The organism is Trinickia dinghuensis (genome assembly GCF_003367175.1).
GTDB lineage: Bacteria > Pseudomonadota > Gammaproteobacteria > Burkholderiales > Burkholderiaceae > Trinickia > Trinickia dinghuensis.
In genome coordinates this window covers 125,603-146,264 of sequence record NZ_QRGA01000008.1, presented here as the reverse complement: position 1 = coordinate 146,264, position 20,662 = coordinate 125,603, and the positions used below count along the sequence as shown (strand labels likewise).

The 20,662-nt window shown below is 63.3% G+C and carries 13 protein-coding genes; 7 read left to right on the top strand and 6 right to left on the bottom strand.

Going from position 1 to position 20,662, the window contains the following annotated elements; genetic code table 11:
- The first annotated feature begins 60 nt into the window (after positions 1-60).
- On the top strand, positions 61-1,347 hold the full coding sequence (locus tag DWV00_RS15360) for an amidohydrolase family protein (protein WP_115534449.1): 1,287 nt from the start codon (positions 61-63) through the stop codon (positions 1,345-1,347).
- A 33-nt stretch (positions 1,348-1,380) separates the two neighbouring features.
- On the opposite strand, the gene DWV00_RS15355 is transcribed toward DWV00_RS15360, so the two are convergent.
- The 4 genes from DWV00_RS15355 to fixL form a co-directional block, all read right to left on the bottom strand.
- On the bottom strand, positions 1,381-3,513 hold the full coding sequence (locus DWV00_RS15355) for a M3 family metallopeptidase (RefSeq protein ID WP_115534448.1): 2,133 nt from the start codon (positions 3,511-3,513) through the stop codon (positions 1,381-1,383).
- Positions 3,514-3,689: 176 nt separating this feature from the next.
- Positions 3,690-4,547, bottom strand: coding sequence for a bifunctional methylenetetrahydrofolate dehydrogenase/methenyltetrahydrofolate cyclohydrolase FolD (gene folD / locus DWV00_RS15350; protein ID WP_115534447.1), 858 nt, complete (start codon positions 4,545-4,547; stop codon positions 3,690-3,692).
- Positions 4,548-4,651: 104 nt separating this feature from the next.
- A complete protein-coding gene (gene fixJ, locus DWV00_RS15345; protein WP_115534446.1) occupies positions 4,652-5,299 on the bottom strand; it encodes an oxygen response regulator transcription factor FixJ in 648 nt (215 codons plus the stop codon).
- Positions 5,296-7,815 (bottom strand): oxygen sensor histidine kinase FixL, encoded by a 2,520-nt coding sequence (fixL, locus tag DWV00_RS15340; RefSeq protein WP_115534445.1) that lies wholly within the window; start codon positions 7,813-7,815, stop codon positions 5,296-5,298. The genes fixJ and fixL overlap by 4 nt, the downstream gene beginning before the upstream one ends.
- Positions 7,816-8,091: 276 nt before the next feature.
- Here fixL and aceE point away from each other — a divergent pair, with 276 nt between their 5' ends.
- The 3 genes from aceE to lpdA all read left to right on the top strand — a co-directional run bounded on the left by aceE (position 8,092) and on the right by lpdA (position 14,609).
- The gene (gene aceE / locus DWV00_RS15335; protein ID WP_115534444.1) at positions 8,092-10,788 is read left to right on the top strand and encodes a pyruvate dehydrogenase (acetyl-transferring), homodimeric type; all 2,697 of its coding nucleotides are present in this window, start codon (positions 8,092-8,094) and stop codon (positions 10,786-10,788) included.
- An 85-nt stretch (positions 10,789-10,873) separates the two neighbouring features.
- On the top strand, positions 10,874-12,547 hold the full coding sequence (gene aceF / locus DWV00_RS15330) for a dihydrolipoyllysine-residue acetyltransferase (RefSeq protein ID WP_115534443.1): 1,674 nt from the start codon (positions 10,874-10,876) through the stop codon (positions 12,545-12,547).
- Between the two features lie 289 nt (positions 12,548-12,836).
- Entirely contained in the window at positions 12,837-14,609 is a 1,773-nt protein-coding gene (lpdA, locus tag DWV00_RS15320) for a dihydrolipoyl dehydrogenase (RefSeq protein ID WP_115534442.1), read from the top strand.
- Positions 14,610-14,842: 233 nt separating this feature from the next.
- On the opposite strand, the gene DWV00_RS15315 is transcribed toward lpdA, so the two are convergent.
- A complete protein-coding gene (locus DWV00_RS15315) occupies positions 14,843-15,424 on the bottom strand; it encodes a phasin family protein (RefSeq protein WP_115534441.1) in 582 nt (193 codons plus the stop codon).
- 663 nt (positions 15,425-16,087) lie between these two features.
- Between DWV00_RS15315 and pbpG the strand changes: the two genes are divergently transcribed.
- Positions 16,088-17,251 carry a D-alanyl-D-alanine endopeptidase gene (gene pbpG / locus DWV00_RS15310; RefSeq protein ID WP_115534440.1) on the top strand — a complete coding sequence of 388 codons (1,164 nt, stop codon included), beginning with the start codon at positions 16,088-16,090 and terminating at the stop codon, positions 17,249-17,251.
- 138 nt (positions 17,252-17,389) lie between these two features.
- On the opposite strand, the gene DWV00_RS15305 is transcribed toward pbpG, so the two are convergent.
- Positions 17,390-18,217 (bottom strand): IclR family transcriptional regulator, encoded by an 828-nt coding sequence (locus tag DWV00_RS15305; protein WP_115534439.1) that lies wholly within the window; start codon positions 18,215-18,217, stop codon positions 17,390-17,392.
- Positions 18,218-18,392: 175 nt separating this feature from the next.
- Between DWV00_RS15305 and DWV00_RS15300 the strand changes: the two genes are divergently transcribed.
- Entirely contained in the window at positions 18,393-19,121 is a 729-nt protein-coding gene (locus tag DWV00_RS15300) for a (Fe-S)-binding protein (RefSeq protein WP_115534438.1), read from the top strand.
- A gap of 121 nt (positions 19,122-19,242) precedes the next feature.
- Positions 19,243-20,655, top strand: a complete 1,413-nt coding sequence (locus tag DWV00_RS15295) for a lactate utilization protein B (RefSeq protein ID WP_115534437.1) — start codon at positions 19,243-19,245, stop codon at positions 20,653-20,655.
- Positions 20,656-20,662: the final 7 nt, after the last annotated feature.

Sequence of the window (20,662 nt, the reverse complement as noted above, 5' to 3'; positions counted from 1 at the left end):
ACGTTGCAGTCGATCAGTCGAACCCGTGCCGATGGCCGTTCTTCATCCGAGGAGCCCTAGATGGATCTCATCATCCGCCGTGCCGCATTGACGAGTCACGTCGTTGGCCAGGACGCTCTAGTCGATATTGCGATCGACGCGGGGCGTATCGTTGCCGTCGAGCCGCAGCTCGCGGCCACGGCCCGGCAGGAGATCGACGCGGCCGGTGCGCTCGTCTCGCCTCCGTTCGTCGACGCGCATTTCCATCTCGATGCCACGCTCTCTTATGGCTTGCCGCGCGTCAATGCGTCAGGCACGTTGCTCGAAGGGATCGCTCTGTGGGGCGAGCTCAAGCCTCAACTGACACAGGAGGCGCTGATTCAGCGTGCGCTTCAGTACTGCGACTGGGCCGTCGCGCGCGGGCTCCTCGCGATTCGCTCGCATGTCGACGTTTGCGATCCGCGCTTGCTTGCCGTCGAAGCGCTGCTCGAAGTGAAGCGCCGCGTCGCACCGTATCTCGACTTGCAGCTCGTGGCCTTTCCGCAGGACGGCTTGCTGCGCTCGGCTGGTGCCTTCGACAATCTGAAGCGGGCAGTGGCGATGGGCGTCGATGTGGTCGGCGGCATCCCGCACTTCGAGCGGACGATGGCCGACGGCGCCGAGTCGATCCGGGTGCTCTGCGAATTCGCGGCCGCCAAGGGGCTACCCGTCGACATGCATTGTGACGAATCGGACGATCCTCTGTCCCGTCATATCGAAACGCTATGTTCGGAGGCGCATCGCCTGGGGCTGGAAGGGCGCGTGGCCGGCTCGCATCTGACGTCGATGCACTCGATGGACAACTACTACGTGAGCAAGCTGTTGCCGCTGATGCGCGAGTCGGGCGTGGCTGCGATCGCCAATCCTTTGATCAACATCACGCTGCAAGGTCGCGCCGATACCTACCCGAAGCGGCGCGGGATGACGCGCGTGCCGGAGATGCTGGCGGCCGGTATCGACGTGGCGTTCGGCCACGACTGCGTGATGGATCCGTGGTACAGCCTCGGTTCGGCGGACATGCTGGAAGTGGCGCACATGGGGCTGCACGTCGCGCAGATGACGGGTGTCGACGCAATGCGTGCTGCATTCGACGCGGTGACGGCGAACGCGGCGCGGATTCTCGGTTTGGAAGGCTATGGCATCGCGCCGGGTTGCCGTGCCGATTGCATCGTGCTGGATGCGAGCGACCCGATCGAGGCGATTCGATTGCGGGCCACACGTCTGGCCGTCGTGCGCGGCGGCAAGATCGTCGCGCGCACACCGGCGGCGCGCGCGACGCTATCGCTGGAAGGGCGGCCGCCCGAGATCGATTTCAAGCTGAACCGGTAACTCACCGCTCAGCCACGCCCTCCATGCTCGACATCATTTCGCCGGTGCCGGCGCCATGCCGTTGTGTCGCAAGAGCGCGTCGATCGTCGGCGTGCGGCCGCGGAATGCCTTGAACGATTCCATCGCCGGACGGCTGCCGCCGACTTCGAGAATCTCCGTGCGGTACCGCGTGCCCGTCTCGGCATCGAGTACGCTGCCTTGCGTTGCCTTGGCGGCGTCTTCGAACGCGGAGTAAGCGTCGGCCGACAGCACCTCGGCCCACTTGTAGCTGTAGTACCCCGCCGCGTAACCGCCCGCGAAGATATGGCTGAACGTATTCGGCCAGCGCGAGAAGCTCGCTTGCGGAATCACGTGATAGCGCTCGTTCAGTTCTCGTGCGAGATCGTTCGCGTTTTGCGCCCCTTGCGGATCGAAGCTCGTATGCAGCTGCATGTCGTACATCGAGAAGACGATCTGGCGTAGCGTGCCGAGCCCGCTTTGGAAGTTCTTCGCCGCGATCATCTTGTCGAACAGTTCGCGGGGCAGCTTTTCACCGGTATCGACATGCGACGACATATCGGCGAGCACATCCCACTCCCAGCAGAAGTTCTCGAGGAATTGCGACGGCAGCTCGACGGCATCCCACTCGACGCCGTTGATGCCTGAGATGCCGAGTTCGTTCACGCGCGTCAGCATGTGATGCAGGCCGTGGCCGAACTCATGGAACAGCGTGATGGCTTCGTCATGCGTGAAGCAGGCGCTCTTGCCGCCGACCGGCGCCGAGAAGTTGCAGGTCAGATAGGCGACCGGCGTCTGTACGCTGCCGTCGCTGCGCAGGTGCCGCGAACGCGCATCGTCCATCCAGGCGCCGCCGCGCTTGCCTTCGCGGGCATACAGATCGAGGTAGAACTGCGCGCGCAGCGCACCCGTAGCGTCCTCGATGCGGAAGAAGCGCACGTCAGGGTGCCACACCGCCGTTTCGTCGCGGCGGATCGTGACGCCGAACAGCGTCTGCGCGACCTTGAACAGCCCTTTGACAACCGCTTCCTCGGGGAAGTATTGCTTGACCTCGTTTTCCGAGAACGCATAGCGCTTTTCACGCAGGCGCTCTCCCGCGAACGCGACGTCCCACGGTTCGAGCGCGGCGAGGCCGAGTTCGTCGGCCGCGAACGTGCGCAGTTCCTGCCAGTCCGTCTCGGCATAAGGGCGCGCGCGCTTGGCCAGATCCTCGAGGAACTCGGCGACCTGGTCGGGCGTATCGGCCATCTTCGGCACGAGGGAGACCTCGGCGAAGTTGCGGTAGCCGAGCATCTGCGCCTCTTCCTTGCGCAGCTTCAAGAGCTCGGCGACGTTCGCCGTGTTGTCCCATTCGGCCTTGCCGCCGCCGTAGGCGCCGCCGAGTTCGGACGCGCGCGTCACGTAGGCGCGATACATCGTCTCGCGCATCGGACGGTGCGCGGCATATTGCATGACCGGGAAATACGACGGGAAGTGCAGCGTGAACTTCCAGCCTTCGATCTGCGCTTCCTGCGCGGCTTCGCGTGCGGCTTGCACGACGTCGGCGGGCAAGCCGGCGAGTTCGGCTTCGGTCTTCGCCACGTAGGCATAGGCGTTCGTCGCGTCGAGCACGTGGTCGGAGAACGCTTTGGCCAGCGCGGCTTGCTGCTCTTGCAATTCGGAGAAGCGCGGCTTTTGGTCCTCGGGCAGCTCGGCCCCCGACAGACGGAAATCGCGCAGCGAGTTTTGCAGGATTTTCTTGCGTTCGCCGGAGAGCCCGGCGTACTCGGGGCTTGCTACGATCGCCTTGTATTTTTCGAACAATTCGAGGTTCTGCCCCACGCTCGACCAGAATTCGGTCACGCGCGGCAGGTTCTGGCCGTAGGCGGCGCGCAGCTCGGGCGTATCGGCGACGGCATTCAAATGGCCGATGATGCCCCAGGCACGCGAGAGCGGCTCGGTTGCCGCTTCCGTGGTTTCGACGACGTCGGCCCAAGTAGCGGGGGTAGCCGCGTCGGTCGCATGGTCGATTGCGCCTTGCGCCTGTTCGAGCAAGAGGTCGAGCGCCGGCGTGATGTGCTCGGGGCGGATCTGTCCGAAGCGCGGCAGGCCGGAAAAGTCGAGCAGGGGGTTCTCGTTCTGGATGCGCTTGTCGGGAGAGAGGGACGAATCGGACGTATTCGAAGCCATAGCGCTGTTCCTATCTGTCTGGAGTCGAGAGGGCGGGCGCCGATTCGACTCGGCGCCCGATATCGCCATTATTGGGGCGCCGCGCGCCGATTCCAATCGGCGGCTCGCATTTTCGTTCGTTCTTCTTCTAATTCGCCCCGGAGCCGCGTAGCCGTGCCGCAGCTGTCGTACCGCGATCAGCCTTGCGCCGCGCTGCGTTCCGCCGCTTCGATCGTGTTGACGAGCAGCATCGTGATCGTCATCGGACCGACGCCGCCCGGCACCGGCGTGATATGGCCGGCTACGGCCGAGACGCCCGCGAAATCGACGTCGCCGCACAGCTTGCCCGCGTCGTCGCGGTTCATGCCGACGTCGATGACGGTCGCGCCGGGTTTGACCATGTCGGCCGTCAAGATGTTGCGCCGGCCGGTGGCCGCGACGACGATGTCGGCCGTGCGCGTGTGCGCGGCCAGATCGCGCGTCTTGCTGTTGCAGATCGTGACGGTGGCGCCGGCTTCGAGCAGCAGCATCGCCATCGGCTTGCCGACGATGTTCGAGCGGCCGATGACGACGGCGTTCGCGCCTTGCAGCTCGATGCCGTAGGCCTCGAACATCTTCATGACGCCGTAGGGCGTGCAGGGCCGAAACAGCGGCTTGCCCGTCATCAGGGCACCTGCATTGGCGATGTGAAAGCCGTCGACGTCCTTCTCGGGGGCGATCGCTTCGATCACCTTGTGAGCGTCGATGTGCTGCGGCAGCGGCAATTGAACGAGGATGCCGTGAATTCTCGGGTCGCGATTGAGCGCGTCGATCCGCGAGAGCAGATCGGCTTCCGAGAGCGTGGCCGGGTAGCGGTCGTACGACGAGTAAAGGCCGTTGTCCTCGCAGGCCTTCACCTTGTTGCGCACGTAGACTTCGCTGGCCGGGTTGTCGCCCACGAGCACCACGGCGAGCCCCGGCTGATGGCCGCGCGCGGCGAGCGCGCCGGCGCGGGCCGCGACGTCGGCGCGGAGAGTCTTGGAAAGGGCGAGGCCGTCGATCAATTTGGCTGTCATGGTGGTCGGTCGAGAATAAAACAGGCAGCCCGGATGCTACCGCGGTCCGGGCGAGGTGAGGTTGTTGCTAAGCAGGCGCCGCGATGCGGCGCCTGCCGTCGATATCACGCCTGATTGGCGGGCTTGTTCGACAACGCGAGGCGCAGCAGGTCGGCCACCGTGTTGACGTTGAGCTTTTCCATGATGTTGGCGCGGTGCGCTTCGACCGTCTTGATGCTGATGCCGAGATCGTCGGCGATCTGCTTGTTCAGACGGCCGGCGATGATGCGCTCGAGCACCTGATGCTCGCGCGCCGTGAGCTTGCCGAGGCGCTCGGCCGCCGCGCGCTGCTGCTGCACCGTGGTGCTTTCGCTGCGGGCTTTGTCGAGCATGCGCTCGACGAGCTTGCGCAGTTCGGCTTCGTCGAACGGCTTCTCGATGAAATCCATCGCGCCTTTCTTCATCGTCGAGACCGCCATCGGCACATCGCCGTGGCCCGTGACGAAGATGATCGGCAGCGAGGCGTTTTCTGCGATAAGGCGCTCTTGCAGCTCGAGCCCGCTCATACCCGACATCCGCACGTCGAGGATGAGGCAAGCGATCTGTCCGGCGTGCTGCGCCGGCTGATACGCTTCGAGGAATTGCTCGGCGCTCGAGAAGCACTGCACGCGATAGCCGTTCGCTTCCAAAAGCCAGCGCAGCGAATCTCGCACGGCTTCGTCATCGTCGACCACGAAGACGGTTTCTTGATTACTGGTGACTGGGCTGCTCATAGCTCTCCCGTTGTAACGGTTTGTGGTCTCGGCGCGTCGACCGTGCCGCCGTGGCCCGGATCGCTTGGTTCGCCGATCGGCAGACTACAGTGAAACGTGGCGCCTGTGATTTTGCCGTCCCCATCGACGTTGTTCACAACCCACAGACGACCGCGATGCGATTCGATGATGGAGCGGCAGATGTTCAGGCCCATGCCCATGCCGTCCGATTTCGTGCTGTAGAACGGTTCGAACAGCCGTTCGATGGCCGCTTCGTCCACGCCGGGGCCCTGGTCGATCACGCTGATGCAGACGAAGCCCGAATCGAGCCGCACGATCACGCGGATGACCGGATCCACGGCGTTCGGCTTTGCGTCGTGCATGGCTTCCGCGGCGTTCTTGAGCAGATTGACCAGTACCTGTTCGATCAAGACCGGATCGACGTAGATGACGGGCAGGCGCGAGCGGATCTCCGTCAGGATCCGAATACGGCGCTTCCGGACTTCGATTTCGGCCAGGCCGACCGCATCGGCCACGATATCGGACACGCGCGCCGCTTGGCGCTTGGGCTCGCTGCGCTTCACGAACTCGCGGATGCGCTTGATGATCATGCCCGCGCGCACCGCTTGCTGGGCCGTCTTTTCGAGCACGGGCAGCAAGGTGTCCTGCGTCGTGCGGCCCGCCTTGACGAGCGCGACGGTGCCGGAGCAATAGTTGTTGATCGCGGCGAGCGGCTGGTTCAACTCGTGCGCGAGCGACGAGGCCATTTCGCCCATCGTCATCAAGCGGCTCGTGAAATGCAGCTTTTCTTCTTGCTGGCGCGCGAGTTCCTGCGCCTGCTTGCGCGTGGTGATGTCGGTGGCGATCTGCATCTGCGCGAGATGGCCGTCCACCCACTGAATGTATTGGCGGCGCACCTCGAACCACTTCTGGATGCTTTGAACGTAGATTTCCTGGGCGTCGGCGGCGCTTTCCGTCAGCGCGGCGGCCGGTAGCCCGGCGTAAGCATCGACCATGTCGATCGAATCCGACGAGGCTTGCGCGCTGTCGAAGCCGCCGCCGGCCAATTCGAGGTGGCCGTCGGGGCGGATGCCGAACAGGTGCCGGTAATAGCGGTTCGCGAACAGCAGCTCCGCTTCGTCGGCCGCGAGCACGGAGACGGCCGCATCGAGGCTTTCGAGCACGGTTGTGAAGCGTTCGTGCGCGGCGGCGAGTTCCTCGCGCGCTCGCTTCGGCTCGGTGATGTCGGTCATCGAAGACATCCAGCCCGTTTGGCGCCCCGAGCTGTCGATGAGCGGCGACACGTACAGGCGCGCATGAAACAGCGAGCCGTCCTTGCGCCGCACGCGCAGCTCGAAGCCGGAAGAGGGCGCCTTGCCGCGCAGCGTCATGTCGAGCTGGCGCTGCATCTCGGGGTAGGAATCGCGCGGCCAGTAGGGGAAGGGCGCCGTCTTGCCGACGAGGTCGCTCTCGTCCCAGCCCGTCATGCGGCAAAACGCCGGGTTCACGTGCGTGATGCGCCCATGCATGTCGAGCACGCGCATGCCGATCAGCACCGAGTTCTCCATCGCGCGGCGGAAGAACGCTTCGGCGTACAGCGCCTGCTGCGCCTCGAAGCGCTGGCGCGTGTGCTTCCAAAGGCTCCACAAGCTCCACAGCACGAAGCACGAGAGACCGGCGACGAGCCAGACGAGCGTGTTGTTCGTGAAGTTCGTGACCTGCGGGAAGGCATAGACGCGCACGGTCACGCCTTGGCCGGGCGGATCGAGCGGCAAGTCGTAGAAGATGTCGCGCGGCAGGCGCGGGCGCGTCGAGGTGGTGGCCAGTTCGCGGTTGTTCGCGTCGGTGATCGAAATCTTGTACTTCGCCGAGAGTTCGGGCGGGATGTCGTGCTTGAGGATGCCTTCGATCGAGAATACGGCCGCAATCGAACCGAGGAACTCGCGATCGCGGTAGATCGGCGTCTGCATCGTCAGATAGCCGTTGCCGAGATCATCGTAGATCAGCGGCGAGTACACCTGGCGCCGCGAGCCGCGCGCATCGCCGAACGCGGCCTTGACGGCCTCGTCCAGCTGCGCGTCGGTCAGCCGCGCGAAGCGCTGGCCCGCGAGCGGCAAGGGCGTGTCCGACCAGCGCGGCACCTTCTGCGCCGTGTACCAGTTCAAATAAAGGATCTCGGGGTGGGCCTGCATGATGTCGGCCGTCGACATCTCGAACGCATGCTGATCGGAATGGCCCGCCGCGATGTCGCGCGCGAGCGCCTGCAGCTGTTCCTGCGCGCCCGTCATCGACAGGCGGATCTGTTGCTGCGCCCAGGCAACGTTGCGGTAGAGCGTGTCTTCCTGCTGCTGCTGCTCGCGCCTGTTCAAGCTCCAGAGGATGAGGCTCATCACCACCAGGAACACCAGGATGGAAAGTAAAGGCGTGAGCAAATACGAATTGGACCACCACGGTCCGTGGTGCCAGCGAGACGGCGCCGAGTCCGCCCGGTTTCCGGACGGCCGCGCCGAACGTGCGAAAAGCCGATCGGTCAACATGGCTCGAATTGTAGCGCAGCGCGCCACCGCCAATTGGCGTAAAACGGGGGTATTCCCGTGGCATTCGATGCAACTCGCGACACATTGATGCACGATCACCGTCTGTTTTGGGTGCGTTGCAGCAATATTTCATATCATGAGAAATGATCTCGTAATTTGAAAAATTGGTTGCTAAGGCGCGGGGAGCCTCTTTACAATCCCGTCAGCTGCCGCGGTCCGACCCGGTCTGCGCTATTCGTTCACTCGTAGAGCATTCCCCAAATCCAGGAGACGAGAATGTCCGCTGTGCCCGACGAAGTCATGAAATATGTCGCCGCCGATAAAGACGACGATCCCCAAGAAACCGGCGAATGGCTCGACGCGCTAGAAGGGGTCATTTCTGCCGTCGGTCCCGACCGTGCGCATTACCTGATCGAGAAGCAGATCGAATTCGCTCGCGTGCACGGCGAGCATTTGCCGTTTTCGGCGAAAACGCCTTACATCAATACGATTCCGGTGTCGCGCCAGGCCAAGATTCCGGGCGACCAGGACCTCGAGCACCGCATCCGCTCGTACACGCGCTGGAACGCGATCGCGATGGTGCTGCGCGCCGGCAAGCATACGAACGTCGGCGGCCACATAGCCTCGTTCGCGTCGGCCGCCACGCTGTACGACGTCGGCTTCAACCATTTCTGGCACGCGCCGTCGCCCGAGCATGGCGGCGATCTCGTGTTCGTGCAGGGTCACTCGTCGCCGGGCGTCTACTCGCGCGCATTCCTGCTCGGCCGGCTTTCCGAGAGCCAGCTCGACAACTTCCGCCAGGAAGTCGGCGGCGAGGGCATCTCGTCGTACCCGCACCCGTGGCTGATGCCCGATTTCTGGCAATTCCCGACCGTCTCGATGGGGCTCGGCCCAATCATGGCGATCTATCAAGCGCGCTTCATGAAGTACATGCAGGCGCGCGGCATCGCCAAGACGGAAGGCCGCAAGGTCTGGGCGTTCCTCGGCGACGGCGAAACGGACGAGCCGGAATCGCTCGGCGCGATCGGCATGGCCGGGCGCGAGCGTCTGAACAACCTCGTGTTCGTCATCAACTGCAATCTGCAGCGTCTCGACGGTCCGGTGCGCGGCAACGGCAAGATCATCCAGGAGCTCGAATCGGAGTTCCGCGGCGCCGGCTGGAACGTCATCAAGGTCATCTGGGGCAGCCGCTGGGATGCGCTGTTCGCGCGCGACAAGACGGGCGCGCTGATGCGCCGCATGATGGAAGTCGTCGACGGCGAGTACCAGACTTACAAGTCCGAATCGGGCGCGTTCGTGCGCGAGCATTTCTTCAATACGGCTGAACTGAAGGCGCTTGTCTCCGACTGGTCCGACGAAGACATTTGGAACCTGAACCGCGGCGGCCACGATCCGCACAAGATCTACGCGGCGTTCCACGAAGCGCAGCACGCCAAGGATCAGCCCACCGTCATCCTCGCGAAGACGATCAAGGGCTACGGCATGGGCGAAGCCGGCCAGGCCATGAACATCACCCACCAGCAGAAGAAGATGCAGGTGGATCAGCTCAAGGTGTTCCGCGACCAATTCCGCTTGCCGATCTCCGACGAAGATCTCGTCAACGTGCCTTACCTGAAGTTCGAGGAAGGTTCGAAGGAGCTCGAGTACATGCGTGCGCGCCGCCAGGACATGGGCGGGTATCTGCCGGCACGCCGGGAGAAGGCCGAGTCGCTGCCGGTGCCCGAGCTGGCAGCGTTCGAACCGCTGCTCAAGGGCACGGGCGAGGGCCGCGAGATTTCGACGACGATGGCGTTCGTACGGATTCTGAACATCCTGCTCAAGGACAAGCAGCTCGGCAAGCGCGTCGTGCCGATCGTGCCCGACGAGTCGCGCACGTTCGGCATGGAGGGCTTGTTCCGCCAGATCGGCATCTGGAATCAGGACGGCCAGAAGTACGTGCCGGAAGATTCCGATCAGCTCATGTTCTATAAGGAATCGGAGACGGGCCAGATCCTGCAGGAAGGCATCAACGAAGCCGGTGGGATGTGCGACTGGATCGCGGCCGCGACGTCGTACTCGACGCACGGCGAGATCATGGTGCCGTTCTACATCTTCTATTCGATGTTCGGCCTGCAGCGTATCGGCGATCTGGTTTGGGCGGCCGGCGACATGCGTTCGCGCGGCTTCCTGCTCGGCGGGACGGCGGGACGCACGACGCTGAACGGCGAAGGCCTGCAGCACGAAGACGGCCACTCGCTGCTGTGGGCGCAATCGGTGCCGAACTGCCTGAGCTACGACCCGACGTTCGGCTACGAACTCGCCGTGATCATGCAAGACGGCCTGCGCCGCATGGTGCAGAACCAGGAAGACGTCTTCTATTACATCACCGTGATGAACGAGAACTACGAGCACCCGGCGATGCCGCAGGGCGAGCACGTGGCGCGGGACATCATCAAGGGGATGTATTCGTTCAAGAAGGCCGACGGCGCATCGAAGAAGCCGCGCGTGCAGCTGATGGGCGCCGGCACGATCATGAACGAAGTGATCGCCGCCGCCGATCTCCTGAAGGACGAATGGGGCGTCGACGCCGACATCTGGGGCGTGCCGAGCTTCACCGAACTCGCCCGTGAAGGCCAGGACATCGCGCGCTGGAACCTGCTGCATCCGGCTGAGCCGCGCAAGCTCACGCATGTCGAGACGCTGCTCAAGGATGCGAAGGGTCCGGTCATCGCATCGACCGACTACGTCCGCGCGCTGGCCGATCAGATCCGCGCCTACGTGCCGAACCGCTTCGTCGTGCTCGGTACCGATGGCTTCGGCCGCTCGGATACGCGTGAGAAGCTGCGTCACTTCTTCGAAGTCGATCGTTTCTGGGTAACCGTCGCGGCACTGAATGCGCTGGCGGATGAGGGTACGATCGAGCGCAAGGTCGTCGCGGATGCGCTAGCCAAGTACAACCTCGATCCCAACAAACCCAACCCGATGACCGTTTAAGGCAACGCCTTTCGCGTGAGGCTATGCGCGCCCGCCGCTTGAAAATGCGGCGGGCGCGTCTCTGTGAGCCCTGGAGACACGAACAATGAGTGAAGCGATCGAAGTCAAGGTGCCGGACATCGGCGACTATAAAGACGTGCCCGTCATCGAAATTCTCGTGAAGGCCGGCGACACCGTCGAAAAAGAGCAGTCCCTGGTCACGCTGGAGTCGGACAAGGCGACGATGGACGTGCCGAGCCCCCATGCCGGCACGGTCAAGGAAGTGAAGATCAAGCAGGGCGATTCGGTGTCGGAAGGCACGCTGATCGTGCTGCTGGAGCCGGCCGGCGGCGCTGCGCAAGCGGCCAAGCCGGCGCAGGCGAACGGTGCCGCGGCACCGGCCCAAGCCGCGCCCGCTGCCGCACCGGCCGCTGCTCCCGCTCCCGCGGCAAGCGGCGGCGTGCAGGAAGTGAAGGTCCCCGATATCGGCGACTATAAAGACGTGCCTGTAATCGAAGTGGCCGTCAAGGTCGGCGACACCGTCGAAAAGGAGCAGTCTCTCGTCACGCTGGAGTCGGACAAGGCGACGATGGACGTGCCGAGCCCGGTGGCCGGCGTCGTCAAGGAAGTGAAGGTCAAGGTGGGCGATTTGGTGTCCGAAGGCACGCTGATCGTCCTCGTCGAGGCGCAAGGCGCGGCGGCTGTCGCGCCCGCAGCTGCTCCGGCAGCTCCCGCCAAGAACGTCGAGGCACCCGCCGATTCGCCGCGCGAAGACAAGCCGCACCCCGCGCCGGCACATCCGTCCGCGCTGGCGCAAGCGCCTGTCATTCCCGCCGGCGAAGGCGGCGCGGTTCGTCCGAGCCACGCCTCGCCGTCCGTGCGCAAGTTCGCGCGCGAACTCGGTGTCGATGTCTCGCGTGTGCAAGGCACCGGGCCGAAGGGGCGCATCACCCAAGAAGACGTCACTGCGTTCGTCAAGGGCGTGATGACTGGGCAGCGTGCGGCTGGTGCAGCCGCTCCGGCTGCAGGCGCGGGTACGGGCGGCGAGCTTAACCTGCTGCCTTGGCCGAAGATCGACTTTACGAAGTTCGGCCCCATCGATCCCAAGCCGCTGTCGCGTATCAAGAAGATCTCCGGCGCGAATCTGCACCGCAACTGGGTGATGATCCCGCACGTCACGAACAACGACGAAGCCGACATCACCGAGCTCGAAGCACTGCGCGTGCAGCTGAACAAGGAAAACGAAAAGGCCGGCGTCAAGGTCACGATGCTTGCGTTCGTGATCAAGGCCGTTGTTTCCGCGCTCAAGAAATTCCCGACGTTCAACGCCAGCCTCGACGGCGATAACCTCGTCTTCAAGAAGTACTTCCACGTCGGGTTTGCTGCCGATACGCCTAACGGGCTCGTCGTGCCCGTCATCCGTGACGCGGATAAGAAAGGCCTCATCGAGATCGCCAAGGAAATGGCCGAGCTCTCCAAGCTTGCCCGTGACGGCAAGCTCAAGCCCGATCAGATGCAAGGCGGTTGCTTCTCGATTTCGTCCCTCGGCGGGATCGGGGGGACGAACTTCACGCCTATTATCAATGCGCCTGAAGTGGCTATTCTCGGCCTGTCGCGCGGCGCAATGAAGCCGGTGTGGGACGGCAAACAGTTCGTGCCCCGTCTCACGCTGCCGCTCTCGCTCTCGTACGATCACCGCGTGATCGATGGAGCCGAAGCCGCTCGCTTCAATGCGTATCTCGGTGCGTTGCTCGCCGATTTCCGGCGCGTGATTCTTTGAGCGATGGGCCTCGCGGGGCGGGGTTCTTATGACGTTTATGTCGATGATCCACGCCCCTCGTTGAACTTGTTTTCGTAGCGGTCTATTAGGGTCGCCCCTCCGCGGGGCAGCGGTCACTTTTCTTTGTCTTCCAAAGAAAAGTAACCAAAAGAAAGGCGCGTCCTTGGGCGGACTGCAAAGGTGGTTCTGCCCAAGCCCCCGTTCTCCAGTTAGGCCCTAGTTCGCTCGTTTCTCGTTCAACACGTGCGCTTTTCCGCCCTCTGTACAGCTAAACAAGAAGGGGACGTATATGAGTCTCATCGAAGTCAAAGTACCCGATATCGGCGATTTCAAAGACGTCGATGTCATCGAAGTCAACATCAAACCCGGCGACGTCATCGAGAAAGAACAATCTCTCCTGACCCTCGAATCCGATAAAGCCTCCATGGAAGTGCCCAGCGATGTAGCCGGCACCGTCAAGGAAGTGAAGATCAAGGCCGGAGACAAAGTCTCCCAGGGCACCGTCGTCGCCCTAGTCGAAGCCTCCGCAAGCGCCGAAGCACCCGCCAAGAGCGCCCCGGCCCCGCAGCCGCCCGCAGCCGCCCCTGCCGCTCCCGCTCCGAAGGCCGCGCCCGCCGCTGCCCCCCAAGCCGGCAGCTTCTCAGGCTCCGCCGACGTCGAATGCGACATGCTCGTCCTCGGTGCCGGCCCCGGTGGCTATTCCGCCGCGTTCCGCTCCGCCGACCTCGGCATGAAGACGGTCCTCGTCGAGCGCTATTCGACGCTCGGCGGCGTCTGTCTGAACGTCGGCTGCATTCCGTCCAAGGCCCTGCTGCACACGGCCCTCATCACCGACGAAGTCGCTGCCCTGGCCGACCACGGCATCACGTTCGGCAAACCCCAGATCAATCTCGACAAGCTCCGCGAGTTCAAGTCGGGCGTCGTCAAGAAGCTCACGACCGGTCTCGCCGGCATGGCCAAGGCGCGTAAGGTCGAAGTGGTCACCGGTGTCGGCTCGTTCGTCGATCCGCATCACATGGAAGTCCAAGGCGATAGCGGCAAGAAGATCGTGAAGTTCAAACAAGCGATCATCGCCGCCGGCTCCCAAGCGGTGAAGCTGCCGTTCATGCCGGAAGACCCGCGCGTCGTCGATTCGACCGGTGCGCTCGAGTTGCGCCAAGTGCCGCAACGCATGCTCGTCATCGGCGGCGGCATCATCGGCCTCGAAATGGCCACGGTGTATGCCACGCTCGGCGCCAAGATCGACGTGGTCGAAATGCTCGACGGCCTCATGATGGGCGCCGACCGCGATCTCGTGAAGGTCTGGCAGAAATACAGCGCCAAGCACTTCGCCAACGTCATGCTCAAGACGAGGACGGCCGCCGCCGAAGCGAAGCCGGACGGTATCTACGTCAAGTTCGAAGGCGAACAGGCACCGGCCGAACCCCAGCGCTATGACCTCGTGCTCGTGGCCGTCGGCCGCAGCCCGAACGGCAAGAAGATCGGCGCCGACAAAGCAGGCGTGACGGTCACGGATCGCGGCTTCATCGACGTCGACAAGCAGATGCGCACGAACGTGCCGCATATCTTCGCGATCGGCGACGTCGTCGGCCAGCCGATGCTCGCGCACAAGGCTGTCCATGAAGGCCACGTCGCCGCCGAAGCCGCGCACGGCGAAAAGGCGTATTTCGACGCGATCCAAATCCCCTCGGTCGCCTACACGGACCCGGAAGTGGCTTGGGCCGGCAAGACGGAAGACCAGTGCAAGGCCGAAGGCATCAAGTACGGCAAGGCTGTGTTCCCGTGGGCCGCTTCGGGCCGCGCGATCGCAAACGGCCGCGACGAAGGCTTCACGAAGCTGATCTTCGACGAAGAGACGCATCGCGTCATCGGCGGCGGCATCGTCGGCCTGAACGCAGGCGATCTGATCAGCGAAGTCTGCCTCGCCATCGAAATGGGCGCGGACGCGACCGACATCGGTAAGACGATCCATCCGCACCCAACGCTCGGCGAATCGATCGGTATGGCAGCCGAACTCTACGAGGGCGTCTGCACCGATTTGCCCCCGCAGCGCAAGAAGTAATCCGGCAGTAACAAGGAGCGCGCCGCCGCTAGGATCGTTCTAGTCGGCGGCGCTTCTGCTTCTCCTCGGCGATGAGGCGCTTCGTCAGGGGCGGCCCCGAACGATCATCCCTCGCAAGATTGCCCGTGAAGGGCCGGCTTTCGGCTTTCCTTTCGACAAGCAAATAAAAACGGGGCGCTCCCCGAAGGGAGCGCCCCGTTTTTTATACGTCGGCGCGAAGCGAGTGCCTAGTATTAGGCAACCGACTTCTTCGTCGCGGCAGCGCGCGAAGCTTGCGAGGCAGCTTGCTGCGCAGCCTTCTGGGCAGCCGTGGCAGCCGCGTTGAAATTGCTTTCGGCGATTTCGACGGCTTGCTTCGTGGCCTTGTGAACCGTTTCGTACGTCGTGTTCGCAGCCGTGATCGCCGACTTCATGACGGCAACAGCCGTTTCCGAACCGGCCGGCGCGTTCTTCGCGACGTTCTCGACGAGCGCTTGAACCTTACGGTTCTGCTCTTCGTACTGAGCTTCAGCAACACGCGCGAATTCAGCTTGCGTGGCCGAGGCGATTTCGTACAGGTGGCGGCCGTAGGACAGAACCTTCTCGGCAACCGGCTGCGTCAGGCTGGCTTGCAGCGCGACGAACTCTTGCGCGTCCTTGACCGACAGGGCGCGTTGTGCGTTTTCCTGGCTTTCCGCGATCGTCGACTTCACCACTTGCAGGTTCAGTTCGACCAGCTTTTCGATCCCTTCGAACGCCTTGTTCGTCAGACCGAACAGGGCTTCCAAGTTCGCTTTTTGAGCCGCGGCAAATTGCTCAGGGGTCAGCAGGGTCATGTTTTTCGCTCCTGAATATCGGCCTGTTCCGGCAGACCGAAGGGGTGGAATGGCTAAACTTTGCGAGGCGCTTGCTTCTACGTCAAAAAATGTTTTGTGCGTCGCAGCAACGGTTCCCATTTTAGGATGGCCAAAACAAATGTCAAGCACATTTTTGTGCGACGCACCATGTTGAGAAATTATCGACAAAACAAAGCGTTGGAAGTTTTTGGGGACAAAAGGGCGGGATCGTTTTCGGTCGTTTTTGCCGGGCCGCGGACGCCCATGAATCGGTCATTTTGACGCGCTGGACGGTCACGCTACTGTCACTTTATAGTCACTGTGCGCCAGCGAGCGGAGGGGTGGCGGAAAACGCTGTAAACCGATCCTAGGGCTCACGCGTTATGCTGACTTGCTCGCGCGGTATGCAGGCGGTCCCGGCTGCAACTCCACGCCGGGCCTAGCTTTCGTGCGAACCATTTCGCTCAAGATTGGACAAACATCGCCGTTATGCGGTTATGTCCCCCTAGGTCCGGCGGCGCATACGCAAGATTCGTGCGCGTTCGACGCTTCCCCAATTTACAAAGTGGTTCAAGGACGGTTCATAAGTGCTTAATATTGCTAAATTTTCGTAGCTTTACTACACTTGCCGTCAACCGTCCGCCACTCCTGCTTCAGAACTTCATGAAAATCGCTCTGTTTTCGTCGCTCAACGTGATTAGAGGCGTGGCGCTCGGCACTATTGTGTCCGGGCTAGCCGGCGCGCTCGCCGTGGCGACGGTTGCGACCCCGGTCAGCGCATACGCCGCCACCGAGGCCGTGCCGGCTCATCATCCCCTCCATAAAAAGCACCTCAAGAAAGAGCAGCACGCCGCTGTTTCGAAAGCCGCCGAGAAGAAAGCCGCGGCCGAGAAGGTGGCGCAAGCCGACGTGCGCAAGGAGGGCCGGCACGAACGGGTGCGCTACACGCTGCGCGCGCACGGCCGCCACGGCGTCGTGCACCGGGTCGCGTTCGAACCGCGATCGCCCTCGACCGCCAAGGCGTTCGGCCTGGAGGAAACGCCCGAAGGCGTCGCGCTACGCTCGAACATCGCCTTCGTCGTCGATCAGAATACGTCCGAGGTCCTGCTCGACAAGAACTCGACGTCCGTCGTGCCGATCGCTTCGGTCACGAAGCTGATGACGGCGATGGTCGTGCTCGATTCGAAGATGCCGCTGACGGATCAAATCGAAGTCACCGATGAAGATCGCGATTTCGTCAAGCACACGGGTTCGCGCCTGCACGTGGGCTCGGTGCTCTCGCGCGAGGACATGCTGCATATCGCGCTGATGGCGTCGGAAAACCGCGCCGCGGCGGCGCTGTCGCGCTACTACCCGGGCGGCCGGCCCGCATTCATCGCCGCGATGAACGCGAAAGCCAAGGCGCTGGGCATGGTCAACACGCACTTCGAAAGTCCGTCGGGGTTGACGAGCCAAAACGTGTCGACGGCGCGCGATCTCGTCAAGATGGTCGACGCGGCGTACCAGTACCCGCTGATCCGCAAGTTCTCGACCGACCGCAGCTACGATGTCTACCCGGGCAAGGGCATGCTGGCCTACAACAGCACGAACGCGCTCGTGCGCAACCCGACCTGGGACATCGGTCTGCAAAAGACGGGCTTCATCAACGAAGCCGGCGAATGCCTCGTGATGCAGGCGACGATTCACGGCCGGCCGATGGTCATGGTGCTGCTCGATTCGACGGGCAAGTACTCGCGCTTCGCCGATGCGACGCGTCTGCGCAAGTGGCTCGACGATTTCGGCGGCCAGCGCATTACGAGCGCGGATGCCGGTGGGCGCGGTACCTGAGATCGACGTCCCCGAACACGAAAAACCCCGCCTTGACGGGGTTTTTTTCTGTCCGGAGGGGATGAAGAATGACGGGGATGGAAGACGGACGAAACGCGCCGCCTTCGTATCGCGCGCCCGCCGCTCAATGTCAACCGCTCAATGCGAGTGGGTGTGCGAGCCCGATTTGCGATGCGCGTCCGCGCTAGCGGCCGCCTCCGGGTGATAGCCGAGCGATTCGGAGATGACGAGCGCCGTTTGGCTCAGCTGGCCCAGCCACGCGTCTTGCAGCCGATCGGCCGGTGCCGACAGCGACAAGCCGGCGACGAGTTTGCCCGTGTCGTCGTATATGCCGGCGGCAATGCATCGCACGCCAAGCTCGAGTTCCTCGTTGTCGCGCGCGCAGGCTTGCTGGCGCACCTGCGTCAACTCGCGCTCGAGGTGCGAGATGTCGGTGATGCTGTTGCGCGTGTGGCCCGAGAGCCCCGTGCGCATCGCGTAGGCACGCACGCGCGAGGCTTCGTCGGCCGCGAGGAACAGTTTGCCGACCGACGTGAGGTGCAGCGGCGCGCGCCCCCCGATCGCCCGCACGACCTGCATGCCCGAGCGCTCGGAATAGGCGCGCTCGATATAGACGATCTCGTCGCCTTGGCGCACCGACAGATTGACCGTCTGCCCCGTCATCCGGTGCAGTTCGCGCATCGGTGCGAGCGCGGCGTCACGGACGGACAGGCGCGCCTTGACGAGGTTGCCCAGCTCGAGCAGCCGCATGCCGAGCCGGTAGGTGCCCGGATCGGAGCGGTCGACGAGGCGGCACGTAACCATGTCGTTGAGAATGCGGTGTGCCGTCGACGGGTGCAGCTCGGTGCGCAGCGCGAGCTCCTTGAGGCTGACCGGATCGGTGTGGGCAGCGAGGGCGTCGAGCAGGCGCATCATGCGTTCGATCACCTGGATCGACGTCTTGGAATCCTGGTTCGTCTCGGTCATTGGAAATCAATTGACACGGCAATTAACGGTGGGCCCATTGTATCTCGTATTGTGAAAAAAGCGAACGCTGTTCGAATGCCCCCTCGGGCGGGCCGCGCGCACTTTTTTCTACTTTTCCGTCGCTCGGCGGCGCAAACGACGGATAATCGACCCGTTTCGTTCACTTGTGGCTGCCATGCGAGTCGGACTGTTCGTCACTTGTCTCATTGACCTGATGCGCCCGGAGATCGGATTCTCCGTGATCAAGCTGCTCGAGCAGGCCGGCTTCGAGGTGATCGTGCCGCCGGCGCAAACCTGCTGTGGGCAACCTGCCTACAACTCGGGCGAGCGGCGCATCGCCCGCGATCTCGCCGAAAAGATGTTGCGCGAGTTCGAGCAGTTCGACTACGTCGTGGTTCCCTCGGGTTCGTGCGGAGGGATGATCGCCGCCCATTACGGCGATCTGCTGCGCGACGATCCGGAGCTGATGGGCCGCTACGAGAAGCTCCGCGCGAAAGTCTATGAATTGACCGATTTTTTAGTCAATGTCGGAAAAGTACAGCTCGCGCCCGGTTCGTTCAATGGGCCGGTCACTTATCACGATTCGTGCTCGGGGCTGCGCGAACTCGGCGTGAAAGCGCAGCCGCGCGCGTTGCTCGCCCAGCGCGGGGTGGCCGTCACGGAAATGAAGGACTGCGAGCACTGCTGCGGTTTCGGCGGGACCTTCGCCGTCAAATACGGCAACATCTCGACGGCCATCGTCGACGAAAAATGCGCGAATGTCCAGGCGAGCGGGACGGGCTGCGTCGTGCTGGGCGATCTCGGCTGCATGCTGAACATCGAAGGGCGGCTGCGCCGCACAGGCGATACCGCCACGCGCGTGCTGCACATCGCGCAAGTGCTGGCGGGCGACACCGAGCGTTGAGTGGTACTGAGGTGCCCCTTGATGTGCCGTTGATTGCTCCCTGAGTTGCTCCTGAGTCGCTCCTGAGTTGCTCTAATTATTCGCGCAGCTTTTTTCGTCTACCGAACCGACCGAGCCTTCCATGCAAGTTCAATCGATGCAGTTCAAGGCGCGCGCCAAGGACAGCCTGGCCAACCCGCGCTTGCAGCAGAATCTGAAGAAGCTGTCGACGAAGTTCGTGTCGGCGCGGGCAACCGCCATGCAAGCCATCGATTTTCCGGCCACGCGCGCCGAGTTGAAAGCGCGCCGCAACCGGGCGCTCGAGCATCTCGACGTCTGGCTCGAAACCTTCGAGCGGGAAGCGGCGCGGCGCGGCACGACCGTGCTCTACGCCGAAACGACGCGCGACGCCGCGCGGCTCGTGGCCGAGATCGCGCGCGAGCACGAGGTCAAGAAGGTCATCAAGACGAAGTCGATGGTGTCCGAGGAGATGCGGCTCAATGCCGTGCTCGGCGAAATGGGCGTGCAGTCGATCGAGACCGACCTCGGCGAATACATTCTTCAGATCAACGACAACGAGCCGCCGAGCCACATCATCGCGCCCGTCGTCCACAAGGACAAAGAGGAAATCGCGGATCTGTTCGCGGCCACGCACGGCCGCCCGCGGCTCACCGAAATTCCCGATATGACGCGTGAAGCGCGCGAGGTGCTGCGCCCGCACTTTATGTCCGCCGATATGGGCGTGACCGGCGGCAACTTCCTCATCGCCGAAACAGGTTCGGTCGCGCTCGTGACGAACGAGGGCAACGAGGGGATGTGCACGGTGATGCCGCGCGTGCACGTGGCGGTGACCGGTATCGAGAAGGTGCTGCCGACGCTCGAGGATCTCGCGGTGGCCATGCGGCTCTTGCCGCGCAGCGCGACGGGGCAGGTCATGGCGAATTATTTTTCTTTATTGACGGGCCCGCGCGGCGAGGGCGATCTCGACGGGCCGGAACATATGTATGTCGTGCTCGTGGACGGCGGCCGCACCGGCCTCATCGGCGGCGCCTTCCAGGAGATGCTGCGCTGTATCCGCTGCGGCGCATGCATGAATCACTGTCCGGTCTATCAGAAAGTCGGCGGCCATGCTTACGGCTGGGTGTATCCGGGGCCGATGGGATCGGTGCTGACGCCGAGCTACACCGGGCTCGAGAAGACGCTCGATCTGCCGCAGGCCGCGACGCTGTGCGGCGAGTGCAATGCCGTTTGTCCCGTCGGCATTCCGATTTCCGACTTGTTGCGCAAACTGCGCGAGAAGCAGGTCGAGCGCGGTCTGCGGCCATTTTCGGAGCGTGCTGGGCTTGCCGTCTGGGGTTTCTTCGCGATGCGGCCGACCCTCTACGCGCTCTTCACGAAGCTGGCCGTGCGTGTGCTCGAACGCGCGGGCGGGAGCAAGCGCTCGATCTCGCATCTGCCGCTCGGCAAAGGCTGGACCGCGACGCGCGAGATGCCGGCGCCCGTCGGACGCACGTTCCGCGAGCTGTACGCGGCGCAGCGCAGTCATCAGGGATAGGCCAGAG